This is a genomic window from Dyadobacter psychrophilus (assembly GCF_900167945.1).
Taxonomy (GTDB): Bacteria; Bacteroidota; Bacteroidia; order Cytophagales; family Spirosomataceae; genus Dyadobacter; species Dyadobacter psychrophilus.
Genome location: NZ_FUZA01000002.1, coordinates 607984 through 626602, shown reverse-complemented (window position 1 = coordinate 626602; position 18619 = coordinate 607984). Strand labels below are relative to the sequence as shown.

Genomic DNA, 18619 nt, shown 5'->3' with positions numbered 1-18619 from the left:
GACAGCGGAGGCTTTTCTATGTTATTTTTTGGAAGTAATCCAGGCATTCGTCTTGTCTTCCAGCAGCCTGAGCGGCACGCAGCCTGACTCTAAAACCAGTTTGTGAAAATCCCTGATATCAAATTTTGATGCCAGCTCCTTCTCTGCCTTTGCTCTTAACTCTCTTATTTTCAGCTGTCCTATTTTATAAGAAAGTGCTTGTCCGGCGCCGGCCATATAGCGTTCAATCTCAGCCGTGATGCTTTCTTCCGACTCCGCTTCATGGTCCAGCGAATATTGAATAGCCTGCTCGCGCGTCCAGCCTTTTGAATGGAGGCCTGTGTCGACCACCAGCCTGATTGCACGGTGCATTTCGCCGCTTAGCATACCAAAATACTGGTAAGGATCAGTGTAAAGGCCTAATTCTTTGCCCAGCGATTCAGAATATAGCGCCCAACCTTCTCCATAAGCACTGTACCAAAGATTTTTTCGGAATTCGGGCAGGGTTTTGTTTTCCTGTTGCAAAGAAATCTGATAATGATGGCCCGGGATGGCTTCATGCAAAAACAGACTTTCATCTGATACCACATTATACTTTTTGGCATTCGGGACAGGAACATAAAAAACGCCAGGCCTTGAACCGTCTGCCAGCCCCGGATTATATTCTGCCGCCGCCGAAGCTTCCCGGAATGCTTCCGTTCTGCGAACCTCAAATTTGGTTTTTGGGGTCAATTCAAAGAGCTTTTGAAGGTTTGGCTTCATCGTTTCATGAATTTTGTTGAAATGCACGATCACTTCTTCCGGTTTGGCAAAAGGCATCAACTTTTTGTCCTCTCTCACCACATTGAAGAAGGATTTCAGATCGCCTTTGTAACCAACCTGCGCCTTCACTTTTTCCATCTCACCCGAAATTCGCGCAACTTCATCCAGACCGACCTGATGGATCTGCTCGGCAGTCATTTCAGTGGTTGTGAAATACTTAATATAATAATCATAGAGCGCTTTTCCATTTGGCAATGCGTCGAAACCATTCGTGCTCCTTCCCGCCGGCAGATATTCCTTTTCAACAAAATTATGCAGTTTCTTAAAAGTCGGGATGATCTTTTCTTCCACCATGGCCGCATATTCTTTCTCAAAACGGGCTTTATCGTCGGCTGAAAAGTCCTTCGGGAAATTTTTAGCAGGAGAATAGAAAAGGTGCGCTGTCGTTGGACCTTGATCCATATCAGCCAGCTGCGGGATCATTTTTTTAATGAGCGGCTTCGGTAAAACGTAGCCCTCCTTCATGCCTTTTTTCATGTTTACCATAGCCGTATCGCACCACACAACAAAACCATCGACGCGTTTGAGCCAGTTTTCATAGTCTTTAACAGTCTTAAATGGTTGTAAACTTCCACCGCTGGCCATTTGGCCAATCATCAAATGGGTAGAAAAAATTTGGTTCAAAGGCATTAGTTCAGTTGGGAATTTCAACCCTTCCAGGCTGATATTACATTCCCACTGCAGCAAGTCCCAACTTGTCCTTTCTTCTTCTGTCAGCTTTTCGCGATTATATTTGGCAAGCTCTGACTGGTATTTTTTGAAGAAGGTTTCCGCCTTCAATTTTCCGGCTTTCGTGAGGTCGTCCGACATTTTGTCGTTGTAACGGTTATCACCATTCATTGTCGCTTCCAGCGGAAACAATGCGAGGCGCTCTTCATAATAATCGGCAAAAACATCCTTAACAGGCGCTAATGCCTCATCTTTTTCCGATTTTTGCTGGCAAGACTGCATAGCGGCTCCTAAAAAGATAGTGAATACGATAAGTTTTAACATGTTTGCTCATTTAAGGGATTGTCAGACAACCCTGATGTTGTCTTAGAAAATAACGTATTCTTTAAATATCGGATTTCTACGATTAAAATCAGTTGTTCGGATTTTAATTATTTGTCATAGGTTTGCATTTATACAAAATCGACAGCCATGGGACTGAGGACTTACATCAGGGAGAATTTTATTGAGGACATCAAGCCGTACAAACCGAAGCATTTCAGCAAGCCGGAAAAAATGCTGGAAATTGTTTCAGCCTGGAAGGGGTTGGAATTAATTATAGCCGACATTATTGACCAATTTGATTTGAAGAAGGAACGCTGCATTGAATTTGGGGTAGAATTTGGCTATTCTGCCGTCGTTTTTTCTAATTATTTTAAAAACGTGACAGGCGTTGATACTTTCGAGGGCGACATTCATACGGTTAATAAAAACGAACATTTCGAGGAAACGAGTCGTCGCCTTGCTCCTTATACAAACATTCAACTCGTAAAATCAGATTATAAGGACTGGATTGCGACTGACGATCAGCGCTATAATCTGGCCCATGTGGACATTGTCCATAATTATAACGAGACATTTGAATGTGGCCTTTGGGCGGCTCAACATAGTGATTGCACTATTTTTCATGATACGGAAAGCTTTCCGGAAGTGCGCCGGGCGGTGAAAGATCTGGCAAAAAAGACTGGTCACAAGCTGTACAATTATCCGCAGCATCACGGTTTGGGAATTTTGGTTGCGCGGAAAAGATGAGTTGAATAAATGAAAAAGAAAGTTCTTGTCATTGGAAGCTCAAATACGGATATGGTTGTGCAAACAGCCGAGTTCCCTAAACCCGGCGAAACGGTTTTGGGTGGAACATTTCTGATGAATGCTGGCGGGAAGGGCGCCAATCAGGCCGTTGCGGCGGCAAGGCTGGGTGCAAGTGTTCGGTTTGTGGCCAAAATCGGTAAAGATATTTTCGGGCAGGAGGCTAAAAAAGGCTTTTTGAAGGAAGGTCTGGATATTGATTATTTGATCGAAACTACCGATCATGCCTCTGGTGTCGCATTGATCACCGTTAATGCAAATGGTGAAAACGAGATTGTAGTGGCCTCCGGTGCGAACATGGATCTGCTGCCGGCAGATCTTCCTGACGAAATTTTTCAGGGCATAGACTTCGCTTTAATCCAGCTGGAAATTCCTATGGAAACCGTAACCTACATCATTGATAAATGCCGCAGTCTCAGCATAAAGGTTATTCTGAACCCCGCTCCGGCAGCTTTACTGGATAAGGAGCTTTTGTCGAGTACGTTTCTCATCACACCCAATGAAACCGAAACCGAACTCCTGACAGGCATTTATCCCAGCAATGTTGAAACTATGCAAAGGGCCTCCGATTATTTTCATCAGGCTGGCATTGAGCATGTTATTATCACGTTAGGAAGCACCGGAATTTATTTGTCCAATAAACAATATGCCGAAATGATTCCTGCGCAACAGGTAAAAGCATTGGATACGACGGCTGCCGGTGATGTGTTTAACGGCGCAATGTTAACCGCATTGGCTTCCGGAGAAGACTGGCCCGAAGCTTGCCGTTTCGCGTGTGAAGCAGCGGCTATATCCGTTACCCGCATTGGCGCACAGAACTCTGCCCCTTACCGACACGAGCTGACTTCCTAAAACCATCATGAAAAAGAGACCATTAATCATTGATTGCGACCCCGGACATGATGATGCATTGATGATAATGCTCGCAGTGGGCTGTGGTTTGTTTGATATTAAGGCCATAACGGTTTCCGCCGGAAACCAGACACAGGAGAAGACGCTGTCCAATGCATTAAAAATCCTGACATTAATTGACGCAGACATTCCGGTTTATCGGGGTGCCGAAAAGCCCATGTTCCGCGATCTGATCGTTGCAGATTATGCGCACGGCGAAACCGGACTGAACGCTCCTTCCCTGCCAACGGTCACCCGCTCGGCAGCACAAGGTTCAGCAGTGGAAGGCATTGCAAAAATTTTGAGCACCACTATTGAAAAGATCACGATCGTCCCCACGGGGCCACTGACCAACATTGCTACATTTTTGCTGGCATACCCGCATTTAAAAAATCGGGTAGAGAGAATATCATTAATGGGCGGAGGAATTTTCAGGGGAAACATGACGCCTTTGGCGGAATTCAACATTTATGCCGATCCGGAAGCGGCCGCCATTGTTTTTAGTTCGGGCATTCCTATTACCATGTGCGGCCTCGACGTGACGCATAAAGCACTTGTGTTTCAAAAAGACATTGACCATTTCAGGGCAATAGGCAACAAAACGGGCAATGCTGCGGCTGATCTCATGGATTTCTTTTCGGTGTATTACCGCGAACATCATTTGGAACTGGAAGGAGGCGCGGCACTGCATGACCCCTGCGCAATTGCCTGGTTGATAGATCCATCGATCTTCAAAACCAAGCTTTGTTATGTAGATGTTGAAACTAAGGGAGAATTAACAACGGGTACGACAGTTGTGGATTTTTACAACACGCTGAAAAGAGAACCCAACACCGAGGTGGCTTACGACATTAATCGCAAAGCTTACATGGAAATGATTTATCAGGCTGTAAAACGACTGCCCTGACTTAAATTAAAGCAAAACGGAGACTTCGTCTTCCACTTCATTCCTGCGTGCCTGATGCTTAACAACCGCGTTACCAGCATGCAGAATAACCAGTCCACCCAATGAACAGGCGGCCATCATTCCGACCATAGGCAAGGCGGTGTTATTGTGCAAAATACTCACTATAGCAGAAATGATCGCCCCTGCGCCCATTCTCCAGCTGCCCATCAATGCGGAAGCACTGCCCGTATGTTTTCTGAATGGCGCAAGCGATAATGCAGAGCCGTTCGGGCCGGTAAGTCCCTGGCCTGTAAGGAAAATAAACATCATTCCGATCAGTGAATATAGCCCGAACCAGTTGTTGTAAACGCCTGCAATGAGCAATACACCGACAATGCTTTGGTAAAATAAAGTCACCTTGATGATCTGCTCGCTTTTAAATCTTTTAAGTAAAATATGGTTCAACTGTGTAGAACCTATCATGGCTACGGCAAGAAATGCGAAAATCCAACCATATTGCTGCTCTGTAACCTTGTAGATGTTCATGAACACATCCGAAGAACCCGCTATATAAGCAAAGGGAGCTGCTGTCGCGAGACCACCTGCTAATGTATAAATTAAAAATTGAGGTTGCTTTATCACGGTTGCAAATCCATTCATTACGGCTTTTGGACGTAGGGAAACGGAAGAGTCAGCTTCTCTTCCCGTAGGAAGGAAAAAATAAATAGCCGCGATAATGAGCGAAACAATTCCCGCTAAAATGATAAAAATCCACTGCCATGCAATAGAGGCCGTCACGTAACCACCAACGGTTGGCGCGATCATTGGGGAAACTGCTATTACAAGGGTAATCAATGAGAAAACTTCTGCACGTTTATCAGACGGAAAAAGGTCACTAACAAGTGCCTGAGAGGCAACCAGACCGACGCATCCACCCATCGCCTGAAAGAAACGCATCACGATCAAAGCATCAACTGAGGACGTCATTGCGCAACCAAAAGAAGCCAGCACATACAAGGCTAAACCCGCATACAATGGTTTCTTCCTGCCAAACCGGTCTAATAAGGGGCCGTAAAGAACCTGTCCTATGCAAATTCCAATCAGATAACTCGTCAGGGAAAGCTGAACCTGATCTATCGTTGTCCCCAAATCCTTTGCAATGCGCGGGAAACCAGGAAGATACATGTCAATGGAAAATGGACTAACCGTGGCCAGAGAGCCAAGAATGAGAATGATGAAAAAATACTGCTTACGACCCATAGATTGCTAAAAACTTACTTCGGGTTAACGAGCAATTTATCGTATTAAGTTCCTGTTTTCCAATAAGTACAATAATTTCACCGATGATCAATATCCAAACCTACCTTCCCGGTAAAATGCAAAATGCCCGCCTGAACGCTGACGTTCAGACGGGCACGAAATTGAACGGAATGTTCCGCTATTTGTCTACTTTTTCTTTGATGTCTTCTTTTGCTTCCTTGGCTTCTCTCTTCGTTGCTTTATAAGCTTTTTTGGTTCCTTTTTCCACTTTATCGGCTCCTTTTTCTACACCATCTCCAACAGCCTCAGCGCCTTCTTTGGTTTTTTCACCAACCACTTTCGCGTCCTTTTTGATCTCCTTACCCGCTTTTCTTCCAGCAGCTTTCGTATTATCGACCGCCTTTTCCGTTTTTGTCTTCGAGTCGTCCTGTTGCGCAAATGCTGCCGTCGACAATCCGATCAATGCAGCTAAAACAAATACTTTTTTCATGTTATTTCTTTTTGATGAGATATTTCTGCTTCCTCACAAATCGCTAAATCAGCAACATTATAACGGAAGCATTAAGACTCAACAAAAATCGTTCCGGGCGGAAATCAGCTGCTAGAAATCTGACTGATTAGTTGGGAAGTACTCCACTAGAAATTGTGTCAGGGATAAAATTGATGTGGCCCCATATTGCTTTAAATCGAGCAAATCGATCTTATTACCCGTGATCAAATAATGCGAGGCCCCATCCAGGGCTAAGGCGAGGAGAAAATCGTCTTTCGGATCTGGACTGTGTGAAACTTTCGAAGTTGTGTTTATACGCGTGCAACGTTCATCAAGCAAATTTAAAAATGATTCAATCTGCTCAACACTAACGTATCTTTTAAACTTAGGTCTATGAATAACCTCGTGGAATTCTTCAAAAAGCGTTTTATCAATCAGAATATCAAAGCGTTGATCTTTAAGTATTTGATCTAATCTGTGACGTGAATTTCTACTGATCATAGCACTCACGTACAGATTCGTATCAATGACAATACGGATCACAAACCGTGGCGATTGGATCTTACAATTGCAATTTCGTCAAAAATATCCTGCTCTGAAATGTCTTCGACGTCAGGCAATGTTTTGGAAAAATCATCCCAGCGCTCATTCCACGCCGGTTTCGCTTCCTTAATTGATATTAAACCCAAATCTGCCAAATCATCGAGCAAACGTTTGGCTTTTGGGTCACTTACCTCAATGGTCAGTACTTCCATGACAATAACTTTTTATCAATTTAACTATTAACATTTGGAGAAACAAATATTACCATCGGCAGTTACGTGCTACGAGAATAAAAAACCGCCCGACAAATTACTGCCGGGCGGTTTGCAATATATCGGTTCAATTAATGTTCGCCAACCTACCTTGCAGGATACACCGCAATATCAGCCCGGCCTTCCATGTTGGTGGCTTGTTCGGAAATAGCGTGGATTTCTTTCGGTTTTGCATCGAAACCTTCCAGATCAGCCTTATCTACTGCGATGTGCGGTGCGATGACGAGGGAAACGATGGACATTAGTTTAATAAGAATATTCATCGACGGACCCGAGGTGTCTTTGAATGGATCCCCAACCGTATCGCCCGTTACAGCGGCCTTATGCGGCTCAGACTTTTTATAGTAAGTTTCACCATTGATGACAGCACCTTTTTCAAATGACTTTTTCGCATTATCCCAGGCACCACCTGCATTGTTTTGGAAAATACCCATTAACACACCTGAAACCGTAACCCCTGCTAATGTGCCTCCCAGCACCTCTGGTCCAAAAAGGAAACCAACAATAACCGGGACAATCAAAGCAATGAGACCAGGCGCAACCATTTCTCGGATGGATGCCTGCGTGGAAATGGCCACACATTTATCATATTCAGGCTTGGCAGTTCCTTCCATAATTCCCGGAATTTCACGGAATTGGCGGCGCACTTCTTCAACCATTTTCATGGCGGCGCGACCTACTGCGGCAATCGCCAGAGAGGAGAAGATGAATGGAATCATAGCTCCTACAAACAGCCCGGCCAACACATTTGCTTTGTAAATATCAATCGAATTAATGCCTGCTACACCACAGAAAGCGGCAAAAAGCGCCAAGGAAGTAAGTGCAGCGGATGCAATGGCAAAACCTTTTCCCGAAGCGGCAGTTGTGTTACCAACCGCATCCAAAATGTCCGTACGACCACGAACTTCCTCCGGTAAATGGGCCATTTCAGCAATGCCACCTGCATTATCAGCAATCGGTCCAAATGCGTCGATAGCAAGCTGCATAGCAGTAGTTGCCATCATTCCTGCGGCTGCAATCGCCACCCCGTACAATCCGGCAAATTCATAACTGATGAAAATACCAGCTGCCAAAACCAAAGTTGGAATCACCGTAGATTCCATACCAACAGAAAGTCCGCCGATAATGTTTGTTGCGTGACCTGTTGAAGATTGATTTACAATGGATTGAACGGGCCTTTTACCCATAGCGGTGTAATATTCAGTAACCAGGGACATGATCGCACCCACAATAGATCCCAATAAAATGGCCCAGAAAACATCCAGTGAAGTAAAGTCAACGCCCCGAATTGTCAATGTTCCTTCCGGCAGCATCCATATGGTGAGTGGATAACTTGCGATCAAAACGAGGATGATTGAACCCCAGTTGCCCAGGTTCAATGCGCCCTGCACATTTCCGTTATCATCTTTTACGCGAACCAACAGCATGCCAATGATCGATGCGATCAAACCCATGCCCGCAATCACCATAGGGAGCAAAATCGGGGAAATCCCTCCGAAATTATCTGTTCCCTCCGCGATGATCTCCCGGCCCAGAACCATTGTTGCTAAAATTGTTGCCACATATGAGCCGAACAAATCTGCTCCCATACCAGCGACATCGCCCACATTATCACCCACATTGTCAGCAATTGTCGCGGGATTTCGCGGATCATCTTCCGGGATTCCAGCTTCTACTTTTCCAACAAGATCGGCTCCAACGTCGGCAGCTTTGGTATAAATACCACCGCCCACACGCGCAAAAAGCGCAATGGACTCAGCGCCAAGCGAGAACCCTGCAAGCACTTCGAGCACTTTCTCCATGCCCAGCCCATTCACATCCGTGCTGTCGCCAACAAAAAAATGATATAAAATGATAAATAAACCGCCCAGTCCGATCACGGCCAGGCTTGCCACACCAATGCCCATGACGGAACCGCCAGTGAACGACACTTCAAGCGCCTTGGTAAGACTTGTGCGTGCTGCCTGCGTGGTGCGGACGTTGGATTTAGTTGCAATATTCATCCCGATGTAGCCTGCAAATGCAGAAATAAATGCACCGATCAGGAACGAAATGCCAATAAAGGCACTGGAATTTTCAACCAATGTGCCTGAGTAACCCAACAAAATGCTGACAATGATACCAAAGACTATGAGTACACGCCATTCGGCTTTCAGGAAGGCAAGGGCACCATCTGCAATAGCATCCGCGATTTCTTTCATCTCAGGACTTCCACCGTCCTGCCGGACCACCCAGCCTCTTTTGAAGAACATAACCAGCAAGCCAACAAGGCCCAAAGCCGGCACTAAATAGGTAATGTTACTCATGCGATAAACTAAATTAGGTTAAAGGTTTTTAAAATCTCGTAAATATAGAGAATGAGACCTCATAACAAAATGTGAAACCGCTAATTTTTGATCAATTCGTATAGATTTTATAAAAATTTGTAGAATGCCCGGACGGGCGGGATGCTGGTGAAGTGGCGTTACCCGCGAAAAATGACCAATAAAAGATACGTTATAATGAAGCCCACAACTCCGGTTGCCGTCGCAAGCAATGTTCCGCCGATGAAATATTGTACGAAATTTACATGGATCGAGCTGAGTGTAAGATTCTCAATTGAAGTGAGTTGCAAGCCATCTTTATAAAACAGCCCGCCAAACTTATAGCTCCCGTAAATAATAATGGGAATAAATGGAGGAATGCTAATGTTAGCCGCAGCCAGAAAAAGCACCTTGTTCATCCTAAAATAAATGGAAAGCGGAATCCCGATCAACAGCTGAAAACCCCAAACCGGGACAATGCCCATAAAAAACCCAAAACCAATGGACTTTGCCTTGCTTAAATTGGACTCTTCCGGCTTGACCGCCTCCTCCTTAATGATCTTCCAGAGGCCTTTTTTTTTTATTTTACCAATCAGCCTTTTGGGTAAATAATAAAGCAATGTGAGAATGACCAGGACCGTGTTGAGAACGCTTATCCTTGCAAAATCCTTGAACGGGCGAAAGTGTGTGACGCGCTCTTCCTTATCATATATCACATCAATTTTTACGGGAATGATGGGAACATTGCGCCATGCAAGCCTTACCAGAACTTCAATTTCCGTTTCGAACTTGGTCGTGTAAAGCTTCATCTCGGCGATTTCAGCCAGTGGATACAGCCGGAAACCCGTTTGCGTATCCGGAAGGGAAATGCCTGTCTCGAACTTGAACCAAAAGTTGGAAAACTTATTCCCGAAAGAGCTTTTACCAGGCACGCCCTCCTGCTCCATATCCCTGGAACCCATGATTACCGCGCCGGGGTTTTTCGCAGCGGCCTCAAGGAAAATCGGAATGTCGGAAACTTGGTGCTGGCCATCAGAATCGATTGTAATCGCATTATCATAGCCCATAATAATCGCTTGTTTAAAACCTGCACGAAGCGCGAAGCCCTTGCCGTGGTTAAGCACATAGTCGATAACAGTTACCCGCTTCGTGTATTTCAACAGCAGATAAGGTGTCCTGTCCGTAGAGCCGTCGTTGACAACAATGATGTCCTGTTCGCCTGAGAAGAGAAGAAGGGATTCGAGAATCCTTTCTATGGTATTGATATTATTGTAAGTAGGTACAATTACGCAGCAATTGATGTCCTTTAAGGTCATTGTTATGTTTATGATCAGTTGGCTAATTTGAATGATCGGCCGCTGAGTATATTGAACGAATCTTCAATTAAAGGTAGCTCGCCTGCATTTTGAAAAAAACTTTTCCGTTGTCTTCTCCTGAGGCAATCACATCTAAAATTTCCGACTGCTTGTATTTGATATGGATCCGAACATTTGGATTTTTCCTTGGATCAAGCACTTCAAGGAATTTACATGTCCGCATCGCTTTCATTGCCAGTTTCCTTTCAAGATGCGCTTCCAAAACTTCTTTCACGATCTGTAACTGCACCACGCCAGGCATAACGGGTGAGTTGGGAAAATGGCCTTCAAATACGGCATGTTGTTCATTGATCTTTATCTCTGAAACAATGTTCTCCGGAGTCAGCTCATTGCTGATGATGAAATAGAGACTATTTACAAACATGCCTGCGTTCTATTAATGGATACCTCAAAAGTTCAAGAAAAGACTATCGTCTATCGGTTGATTAAATTTTTCGTTCTGAAATTTCATGACACTTTTGTCCCCGCCTTTTTCAAAAAACGAAAGCTCTTTCAGGTGCAGCGTGTTTTTCGGAAAGACCAATGTGATCTTCGAATAGATACTTTTCAACCTGCGGTTAACGGGTGTCAGCACGACCATATACTGATCCGCACTTTCAAGACAGCTCTGGGAAAATGCTTTATTTTGATGAAAATCGCCGTTAACAAGCCCAATCATTAGTTCCTTGATCTGTCCCGCCATCCTACCTGCCTGCCCTACATTTTTCTCCTTTCCAGCCTCCTGAACACGCATTCTATCACCGTTAATTAATATTACATAATTAACAGGCGTCTTTTGCTCCCACCTCATCTTGTCATTTTTTTTGTAATAAAAAAGCCCTGATGAATATTCAGGCTGCTTTAAAACGGACAAAAATTTCTCTTCCGTAAATGCTGCCTGAATAGAACTCACTGCTTGCGAGGCCCTGCGCAGGTCCTGAAAAACTTTTTCCTGATTTGCAGAATTTTTGAAGGCTTGTCCATTCGCGAGCCGGATGGTCGCAAAACACACGAGCAACATTAACGCGAATTTATTCATATGGTTCCCTTTGGATCAGCTTTGAAAGCGGTTCAATTTTTATTCCTTTTTGCAAACAATGTTCGATAAGATCTTCGAGCGAATCGGCAGTAACCTTCCTGTTGTCGTGCAGCAAAACGATGTCTTTCGCCTTTAATTTTGAGATGACCCTATTAATGATTTCGTACTTATTTTTTGCCTTCGTGTCCATGCTCCTCACCGACCATCCGACGGAAGCAAGTTTCAGTTCGCGCAACACATGGGCATAGCGCGGGTTGGTAACACCGAAAGGCGGCCTGAAAAAATTTGGTGTTTTTCCAAGAATTCCGGAAATCACATTTGTACAATGGTCCAGGTCCTGTTTCAGTTTTTCTGTCGAAAAAAAAGCGATCAGGTAATGATGGCTGTATGAATGATTGGCAATGATATGGCCTTCCTCATCGATGCGGCGAAGCAGGTCCGGATGCCTTTCGGCTCTTTTACCAATCACAAAAAACGTCGCTTTAATGTCCTTTTCTTTTAGAATATCCAAAATCCTGGGGGTGGTTTCGGGATCTGGACCGTCATCGAATGTTAGGGCAATTGATTTTCGCTTTCCCCGATTGATGGATTTGATGAAGTAATTGGCCTGGATCGTAAAAGAACCGTACGCCGTGATGGCCAGATATGCGAGTGTGATCGCGATGAAGACCAGCCATGCAAAACCTGTTTCCCAGAAAATAATTCCGCAGAGTGCAAAAACGGTGATGGAGATTGCTGTTGTAATGTTATGCTTCAACGGATTGCAAGAGTGTTAACCCCAGGTTACTTTGAATCAATGTATTGCAAATCAGCACATTTTTTAGCGATTTATCCGCTTTCATTTTATCCGCTGCCAAATGCATTGCAAAAGCAGAAGCAGTAGGGTAAATTCCTGAAAAGCGCAGATAATCGACGCATTTATTTTCTTCCAGATTCAAACTGGCGAGTGAAGCAGGAAGCCCATCGCTATGATGGCTGGTTCCAGGCAAAAGCACTAAATCCAGATCCTGAACTTTCATTTCATTCCCTGCCAAAAAATCCTTGATCTGCCCGGTAACATCATTAACAAGCCCTATTGCCTGGGTATCCTTCACACACGCAAGCGCATGATCATTTTTCTGCTTCGAAAGGATAAAAAACGACGCCCCGGAAGTGAGGGAATGTTGCAGCTGCAAGTGAAGCTTTTCAGAAATTACGTTTAGAAAGTCAATAGCTTCGTCAGCAGCGCCTATCAGAACGTTTCTTTCCCCTTCTTCCAGAAGCAACATGGCGTCAAGCAGGGCATTTTCAAACGAAATAGAATTTTGCGTGTGGGTCATGTTATACCCGTGGTTGCCGATGCTTAAAGAAATTTGGCCAGCCATGGTGTTGTGCGTCGACTGAATAAACGACGTTGGTGGAAGCAGACCTTCGATTGTCAGAACATTGTTAAGAAATTTTTCAGTATCCAAAAGACAGCCTAATCCCGTTCCAACGATGATTGCGTCCGGCTGATCGATCCCGGCCTGCCCTATGCAATCTTTTGCGCAAGCCACTGACATCCTTAATATCTTGCTCATTCTGCGAAGAAGTCCTGCGTCGATAAAACCTTTATAATCCGGCGTTAGAAGCACGGAAGTTTCCTGCAGCGGCTCAATATGCGTGGAAAAGCCAACATTCTGAAATGTGGGCTGATGTGAAATGGTCGATGCGGCAGAAATGTAATACAACTATAAGGGGCTTTGAATTTGTTGAAAAATTAATCGTGGTTGGAAAAGACCAATGAAGAGTTATTTCCGCCGAAACCAAAAGAATTGGACAGAACTGCCTTGACAGGTTTTTCGGTTTGCAGCGAAGCAACAGGTTCCAGACCCGTTTCAGCAATAGGTATTTTGTAATTCAAATTGGGAAAAATCAGGTCGTGCTGAATGGCCAGAATGGAAAAAACTGCTTCAATAGCACCGGCAGCGGCTAATGTATGACCTGTAAACGACTTTGTTGAACTAAAAGAAGGAATATTCTCACCGAACACATTCCGAAGTGCAACCGACTCAGACAAATCGTTATTCTTCGTGCCCGTGCCGTGGGCATTAATGTATGAAATGTCCGATAACGCAAAGCCGGATTTCTCCAAAGCATTCGTTATAGCCAGCGTAGCGCCTTTTCCGTCCGGTGACGAGGCAGTTTGATGATATGCGTCTGCCGCATTCGCCCAGCCATTGACGTAACCGATCGTTTTATTTCCCGAAATGTCAATGCTGCTATCATTTTCAAGTAATAAAAATGCGGCACCTTCGCCAAGATTCAAACCGCTTCTGGTCTCGTCAAATGGCCTGCACCATTGATCATCGTAAATCATCAGCGAGCGAAAACCATTGATTGTGAATTTTGTCAACGCGTCGGAGCCTCCTACCAAAACCCTGTCCAGTTTTCCGCTTAAAAGCAGGCGTGCACCCAACATGATCGCATTAGCGCCTGACGAACAAGCTGTTGAGAGCGTGTTGATGTAACCTGAAATGCCCAGCTCAGCAGCTATTCTCTCCGTTGTATTGCCGCTGTCGTGCGTTTTCAGCAGCTTATAATCAGGATTTGTGCCAGCCAGATATGTTTTGTAAAAATCCTCAGTCCTGTCCATTCCTCCGACGGATGTTGAAGAAATAATTCCGGTCCTGATCTTTTTTGAGTGCTGGTTTTCACCCCAGGCCTCTTTTGCCGCTTTAAGGCCTAGTAACGACGTGCGGGAAATGGCTTTTGAACCAATCCCAAGCTCATTTTTCAGGGTCTGGTCAGACATTTTGACCTCGCCAACCAGCAATCCTTCCTCCTCTTCCAGATATTGTACCGGCCCTATTCCGGACCTGCTTTCTTTCAGCGACCGCAGGTTTTCCGCAACTGTTAGTCCAATCGCTGAAATAATGCCAATACCGGTTACTCGGACGCTCATTTTGAGATTTCGTTCAGCTTTTTCTTTTACGGATGTATTCAGCCATCGTATCAATAGACCTGAATGCGACCTTTCCTTCTTCTGGATTTACAACTTGTATCCCATGATATTTTTCAAGCAAAACGATCAGTTCCAACGCATCGATAGAGTCCAGTCCAAGACCTCCGTCATCGAACAGCAATGCATCGTCCGCAATGTCGGTGGGCGTAATATCTTCGAGGTTTAACTGCTCTATTATCTGTTTTTTAAGGTCTTCCTTTAAATTATCCATTGTGAATTAATGTGTAAACTTAAATTTCGGTTTGTTATGACGGACTAAATCCCGGCGAGTTCCAAAAGATTTTCTTTGTTGAAATCCAAACCATTCTCCGATTCGTTTTCTACCAACCATACGAACACTTCAATATGATCCCCCAGAACGCCCAGCCATCCGCAAAGAACGGCTTTCGCGCCGGTTGACAGGAGAATCCGACCGTAGTCTGCGAAAAAACCGGGGGCGAATTTAGGCAAAACAGCGAACATATTTTCGCCATACCATTTGTTTATAATCGCTATTTCACCCAGAACAATGTTAGGTAAGGTGTACACAAACAGCGATGGGCTCGGCGCACCATTATGCTCATAGGAGTGCATAAACCGCAGATCCGTGTCTGCGCTGGACGACTGGTTTGCAAAAAGCATGGCAATCTCGTCGTCCTTATAACTGTTTACTATTCCCTGATTAGCCCTCTTTATCAATTCGGATGCAAGAAAACCGGCCTGTGAAAGCGCATCCATTTTGTAAAACTTGGGATATACAAATTCCTGCTCCTTATAAATCTGTTTAAACCAACTGCCAGCCGCGCTTCTCTCGCGTGTTGACACGACTTTACCATTCACAGAACATTGATCAGCAGATAAATGACAATATGTGGTAATTAAACTCATAAACTCCTGATAATCAAAGAAGCATTCCCACCACCAAAGCCGGAAGCTGTTTTTAAGATGGTTTCGGGCCGGCTGCTAACGTTCTCTGCAAGAACATTTAATTTTTTCGAAGTCCCGCTTTCATGATAACCAAGACTTTTTAGCAGCGTTCCATGTCGCATCATTTGCATAGATGCAGTCGTCTCAATCACGCCAGCAGCTCCCAGCGTGTGTCCAAAATAGCCTTTCAGACTGCTTAGCGGCACATTAGTCAGACCAACTCTGTCAAAAGCAATGGACTCCATTTCATCATTAAAAACCGTAGCGGTTCCATGTGCACATACAAAGTCAATCTCGTCCGGCGCGATCTGATTGCTTTCCAATGTTTTCCTAACGCTACGAAAAAGCCCTTCACCCGTTCTGGACGGCCCCGAAATGTGATTGGCATCATTGGCACTTGTACCGGACAGGAGCTGTAAGGCACCATTTCGGAATATTTCCTTTGTATTCGAAACCACCACTGCGCCGCAGCCCTCGCCCATGGTTATGCCGTTACGCGAAGCGTCAAAAGGCGCACAAGGCTTGTCGCTGATGGCAAAAAGCGACTGAAATCCATAAACTACAAAGTCCGAAATCAGGTCGCAGCCGATAACAATTGCGTGATCGTAGATTTTAGCCTGTATAAAATTGCTGGCTGCATTGATGGCCAACACACCGGATATACACGCATTCGAAAGCACTAATGGTTGATTAACAAGCGAAAACCTCTCAACCAATGCTGCAATGCTCTTTCCAAACGGATCATTGATATCTTTATCCAACTCACCTTTGGTCGAACTGATAATCACAATAGTCCGTTGTGAAGTCAGGATTTTCGGATCAATTTGCTCTGAAACCGCTGTCAATGCATCTGAAAGAAGCCTTTCGAATTTATAGTCATCAACCAAATCAAGCATTTTTGACAAATAAAGGTCAGCATTATCAAATCCTGCCTGTTTCACCAAAGAAATTCCAGACTGGTTTGCGCTGATAGCTGCCCAGTTTTGCGCTGTGGTCCTACCCAATGGACTTATAATCACTTCCGCACCAATGTAGGTCATTCTGATTTTCCTAAACCTTATTTTTATCTTTCCATTCCCGGTAAAAATCGGGTGTGATTAATTCCAATGTCCTTGTCTCCTTGTCCAAAAAAACCTGCATTGTTTTCCCAACGGCACATAGCTCGCCGGTTGTCAGGTTAATCACCTCGTATTCGAACTGGATTTTTGCAGATTTCGCAGGAACATATTTTGTTATTACCTTGATAATCTGACCGTAATAAACCGGCGCCTTATGGTCAATTTCGGATTTCACAATGGGTGTGAAATAGCCTTTGTCAAAAATGGTCAGGTATTCCAATCCGTAGGCTTTGCCAAATGCTTCTCTGCCGTCTTCAAAAAATTTGAGGTAGTTTCCATGCCAAACCACGCCCATTGCATCTGTTTCACTAAAACGTATATCAATTTCGATTTCCGAAGCAATCATATAATTCAATCTCGTTAGGGGTTATTGTGTCACCACAATCTTCATTTCACAGCCGAGCAATATACGCCCTTCCCTGAAACTTTCCCCTTTAACAAGGTAAATATTTCCTAACTGGTGTAGTGGAACAACGATGGTACGGATCGTTGAATTGACCGGTGGAAGCTCATAAACTTCTACTTTGGTCATTGCGCCAATGAAGCCAATTTTGGGTTCGCCTGCTTCTTCACGATCTAAAAATCCAAATGAAGCCGCACAAGTTTGCGCAATATTTTCCAGTAACCCGGACTCCGTCAAACGCCCGCCTTCAACCAGCACATTATTCTCTTTAATTAAAAATTCCGACTCAAACCGCTCAGCCGTGGCGCTTACCAGACTGCCGATCATGATAAAGGGATCTCTGTGAGGAATATATTGATTTATAGACTCTTGCGGTACGATCATTAAACAAAAAAGTTGAAATAGTTAAACCATTGTTCCGGATATTCCTTCACTTTTCGTTCGAGTTCAGCAACATACAATCTGGCAATTTCCTCCGGTTTCAGTTTATTCATAATGGGCAATGTTGCGCTCAGGTGATAACTGTATTTGCCGTCCTTTGCCGCAAATACAAATGTTACCGGCGCATCAAACTTGGAAGCGATCACAAATGGTCCGTAAGGGAATTTTGCCTTTTTACCGAAAAAATCAAGCTCGATAAACTTAGCGCCATCCAGGTAACGATCGGAATGAATGGCAACGAACTCGTTATTAACCAGTGCATTACGAATGGCTATAATGTGGGAAAGGTCATCCTTGATCGCAATTACTTTAAAACGGGAACCGCCAGTTGAGGTGTCCATAAACTGCTTAATGCTTTCCACTTCCGCATCCAGCATGACGATATTAATGGTCGGCGTAATGCGCCCTTTGAGCAAATTGCCCGCAGTTTCCCAGTTACCAAGATGTGCGCTTAAAAGTATCCCTCCTTTTCCACCATCACGGATATCAATCAGATATTGCTCATTTTCAAAAACATGCGTGAATTGCCCGGTTTTCCCAAGCAGAAATGCGGCCCTGTCCACCAACGTCTGGCCGAAGATGTAAAAATTTTGCCTGGCCAGCTTCTTGGCCTTTGCAACAGGAAAATGAAGGATATTTTGGTAAAAGTCCAGTAACGCACTTTTTTGCTTTTTTGCAAAAAGATAATAATAGTACGTTACCAGCTGCAAAAGGCGGTAGGCAAAATCCAGCCCTAGCGTATTAATGAAAAAGAGAAAGATTTTGTAACCAGCTAATGATCCTTTGGTCTTACCATCCCAACGGCTCATTCTTACAAATTTAGTTTCTTACGGACAAGCTGATAGAAATCGCCAAATGTTACGATTTCTTTGAAATCCTCACCTGTAATTTTAATGTTAAGATTTTCTTCAATGAGCACTACCAGATCCACATAGTCAAGACTGTCTAAATCGAGCGTTTCTTTGAGACTGTTTTCAGGAAGAATCAGATTCCGGTCCACCTCAAACTCCTCAGATAAAAAATCCCTCGTTTCTTCAATAACTTCTTCCCAACTCATTTTTACGTCGTTAGCATACATGGCTACAAAATTAATTTATTCTTGCTGATAGTTTAAAAATAATCCTCTTTTTT

The 18619-nt window shown here is 44.2% G+C and carries 22 protein-coding genes; 3 read left to right on the top strand and 19 right to left on the bottom strand.

Annotation, left to right across the window (positions count from 1 at the left end; genetic code table 11):
* Positions 1-21: 21 nt before the first annotated feature.
* Positions 22-1794 (bottom strand): DUF885 domain-containing protein, encoded by a 1773-nt coding sequence (locus B5X68_RS09720; protein WP_082214496.1) that lies wholly within the window; start codon positions 1792-1794, stop codon positions 22-24.
* A 147-nt stretch (positions 1795-1941) separates the two neighbouring features.
* Here B5X68_RS09720 and B5X68_RS09715 point away from each other — a divergent pair, with 147 nt between their 5' ends.
* The 3 genes from B5X68_RS09715 to B5X68_RS09705 are packed head-to-tail and all read left to right on the top strand — an operon-like array spanning position 1942 to position 4396.
* Positions 1942-2541, top strand: coding sequence for a class I SAM-dependent methyltransferase (locus B5X68_RS09715; protein ID WP_082214495.1), 600 nt, complete (start codon positions 1942-1944; stop codon positions 2539-2541).
* 9 nt (positions 2542-2550) lie between these two features.
* Positions 2551-3450, top strand: coding sequence for a ribokinase (gene rbsK / locus B5X68_RS09710; RefSeq protein WP_082214494.1), 900 nt, complete (start codon positions 2551-2553; stop codon positions 3448-3450).
* A 7-nt stretch (positions 3451-3457) separates the two neighbouring features.
* Positions 3458-4396 carry a nucleoside hydrolase gene (locus B5X68_RS09705; RefSeq protein WP_082214493.1) on the top strand — a complete coding sequence of 313 codons (939 nt, stop codon included), beginning with the start codon at positions 3458-3460 and terminating at the stop codon, positions 4394-4396.
* 6 nt (positions 4397-4402) lie between these two features.
* Here B5X68_RS09705 and B5X68_RS09700 read toward each other — a convergent pair whose 3' ends face one another.
* The 18 genes from B5X68_RS09700 to B5X68_RS09615 all read right to left on the bottom strand — a co-directional run bounded on the left by B5X68_RS09700 (position 4403) and on the right by B5X68_RS09615 (position 18566).
* A complete protein-coding gene (locus B5X68_RS09700; RefSeq protein WP_082214492.1) occupies positions 4403-5635 on the bottom strand; it encodes a multidrug effflux MFS transporter in 1233 nt (410 codons plus the stop codon).
* Between the two features lie 178 nt (positions 5636-5813).
* The gene (locus tag B5X68_RS09695) at positions 5814-6125 is read right to left on the bottom strand and encodes a hypothetical protein (RefSeq protein ID WP_082214491.1); all 312 of its coding nucleotides are present in this window, start codon (positions 6123-6125) and stop codon (positions 5814-5816) included.
* Between the two features lie 111 nt (positions 6126-6236).
* A complete protein-coding gene (locus tag B5X68_RS09690) occupies positions 6237-6668 on the bottom strand; it encodes a putative toxin-antitoxin system toxin component, PIN family (RefSeq protein ID WP_170916614.1) in 432 nt (143 codons plus the stop codon).
* Entirely contained in the window at positions 6665-6880 is a 216-nt protein-coding gene (locus B5X68_RS09685) for a hypothetical protein (RefSeq protein WP_082214489.1), read from the bottom strand. The genes B5X68_RS09690 and B5X68_RS09685 overlap by 4 nt, the downstream gene beginning before the upstream one ends.
* Positions 6881-7026: 146 nt before the next feature.
* On the bottom strand, positions 7027-9246 hold the full coding sequence (locus B5X68_RS09680; protein WP_082214488.1) for a sodium-translocating pyrophosphatase: 2220 nt from the start codon (positions 9244-9246) through the stop codon (positions 7027-7029).
* 158 nt (positions 9247-9404) lie between these two features.
* The gene (locus B5X68_RS09675; protein WP_082214487.1) at positions 9405-10559 is read right to left on the bottom strand and encodes a DUF2062 domain-containing protein; all 1155 of its coding nucleotides are present in this window, start codon (positions 10557-10559) and stop codon (positions 9405-9407) included.
* A gap of 67 nt (positions 10560-10626) precedes the next feature.
* Positions 10627-10983, bottom strand: a complete 357-nt coding sequence (locus tag B5X68_RS09670) for an ApeI family dehydratase (RefSeq protein WP_082214486.1) — start codon at positions 10981-10983, stop codon at positions 10627-10629.
* A 24-nt stretch (positions 10984-11007) separates the two neighbouring features.
* A complete protein-coding gene (gene lolA2, locus B5X68_RS09665) occupies positions 11008-11637 on the bottom strand; it encodes a flexirubin biosynthesis/transport protein LolA2 (RefSeq protein ID WP_082214485.1) in 630 nt (209 codons plus the stop codon).
* Positions 11630-12394 (bottom strand): polysaccharide deacetylase family protein, encoded by a 765-nt coding sequence (locus B5X68_RS09660; RefSeq protein ID WP_082214484.1) that lies wholly within the window; start codon positions 12392-12394, stop codon positions 11630-11632. Before B5X68_RS09660 ends, lolA2 begins: the two co-directional genes overlap by 8 nt.
* A complete protein-coding gene (locus tag B5X68_RS09655; protein ID WP_082214483.1) occupies positions 12384-13346 on the bottom strand; it encodes a beta-ketoacyl synthase chain length factor in 963 nt (320 codons plus the stop codon). Before B5X68_RS09655 ends, B5X68_RS09660 begins: the two co-directional genes overlap by 11 nt.
* Before the next feature lie 29 nt (positions 13347-13375).
* Positions 13376-14560 carry a beta-ketoacyl-[acyl-carrier-protein] synthase family protein gene (locus tag B5X68_RS09650; RefSeq protein WP_082214482.1) on the bottom strand — a complete coding sequence of 395 codons (1185 nt, stop codon included), beginning with the start codon at positions 14558-14560 and terminating at the stop codon, positions 13376-13378.
* A 13-nt stretch (positions 14561-14573) separates the two neighbouring features.
* Positions 14574-14831 carry a phosphopantetheine-binding protein gene (locus B5X68_RS09645; protein WP_082214481.1) on the bottom strand — a complete coding sequence of 86 codons (258 nt, stop codon included), beginning with the start codon at positions 14829-14831 and terminating at the stop codon, positions 14574-14576.
* Positions 14832-14875: 44 nt separating this feature from the next.
* Complete coding sequence (locus tag B5X68_RS09640; protein WP_082214480.1) at positions 14876-15487, bottom strand: hypothetical protein; 612 nt, start codon at positions 15485-15487, stop codon at positions 14876-14878.
* Complete coding sequence (locus tag B5X68_RS09635; protein WP_082214479.1) at positions 15484-16566, bottom strand: beta-ketoacyl synthase N-terminal-like domain-containing protein; 1083 nt, start codon at positions 16564-16566, stop codon at positions 15484-15486. Before B5X68_RS09635 ends, B5X68_RS09640 begins: the two co-directional genes overlap by 4 nt.
* A 10-nt stretch (positions 16567-16576) precedes the next feature.
* Positions 16577-16990 (bottom strand): acyl-CoA thioesterase, encoded by a 414-nt coding sequence (locus tag B5X68_RS09630; RefSeq protein WP_082214478.1) that lies wholly within the window; start codon positions 16988-16990, stop codon positions 16577-16579.
* 21 nt (positions 16991-17011) lie between these two features.
* Positions 17012-17431 (bottom strand): hotdog family protein, encoded by a 420-nt coding sequence (locus B5X68_RS09625; RefSeq protein WP_082214477.1) that lies wholly within the window; start codon positions 17429-17431, stop codon positions 17012-17014.
* Positions 17431-18297, bottom strand: coding sequence for a lysophospholipid acyltransferase family protein (locus B5X68_RS09620; protein WP_082214476.1), 867 nt, complete (start codon positions 18295-18297; stop codon positions 17431-17433). The genes B5X68_RS09625 and B5X68_RS09620 overlap by 1 nt, the downstream gene beginning before the upstream one ends.
* Before the next feature lie 2 nt (positions 18298-18299).
* A complete protein-coding gene (locus tag B5X68_RS09615) occupies positions 18300-18566 on the bottom strand; it encodes a phosphopantetheine-binding protein (protein ID WP_082214475.1) in 267 nt (88 codons plus the stop codon).
* Between the last annotated feature and the right edge of the window lie 53 nt (positions 18567-18619).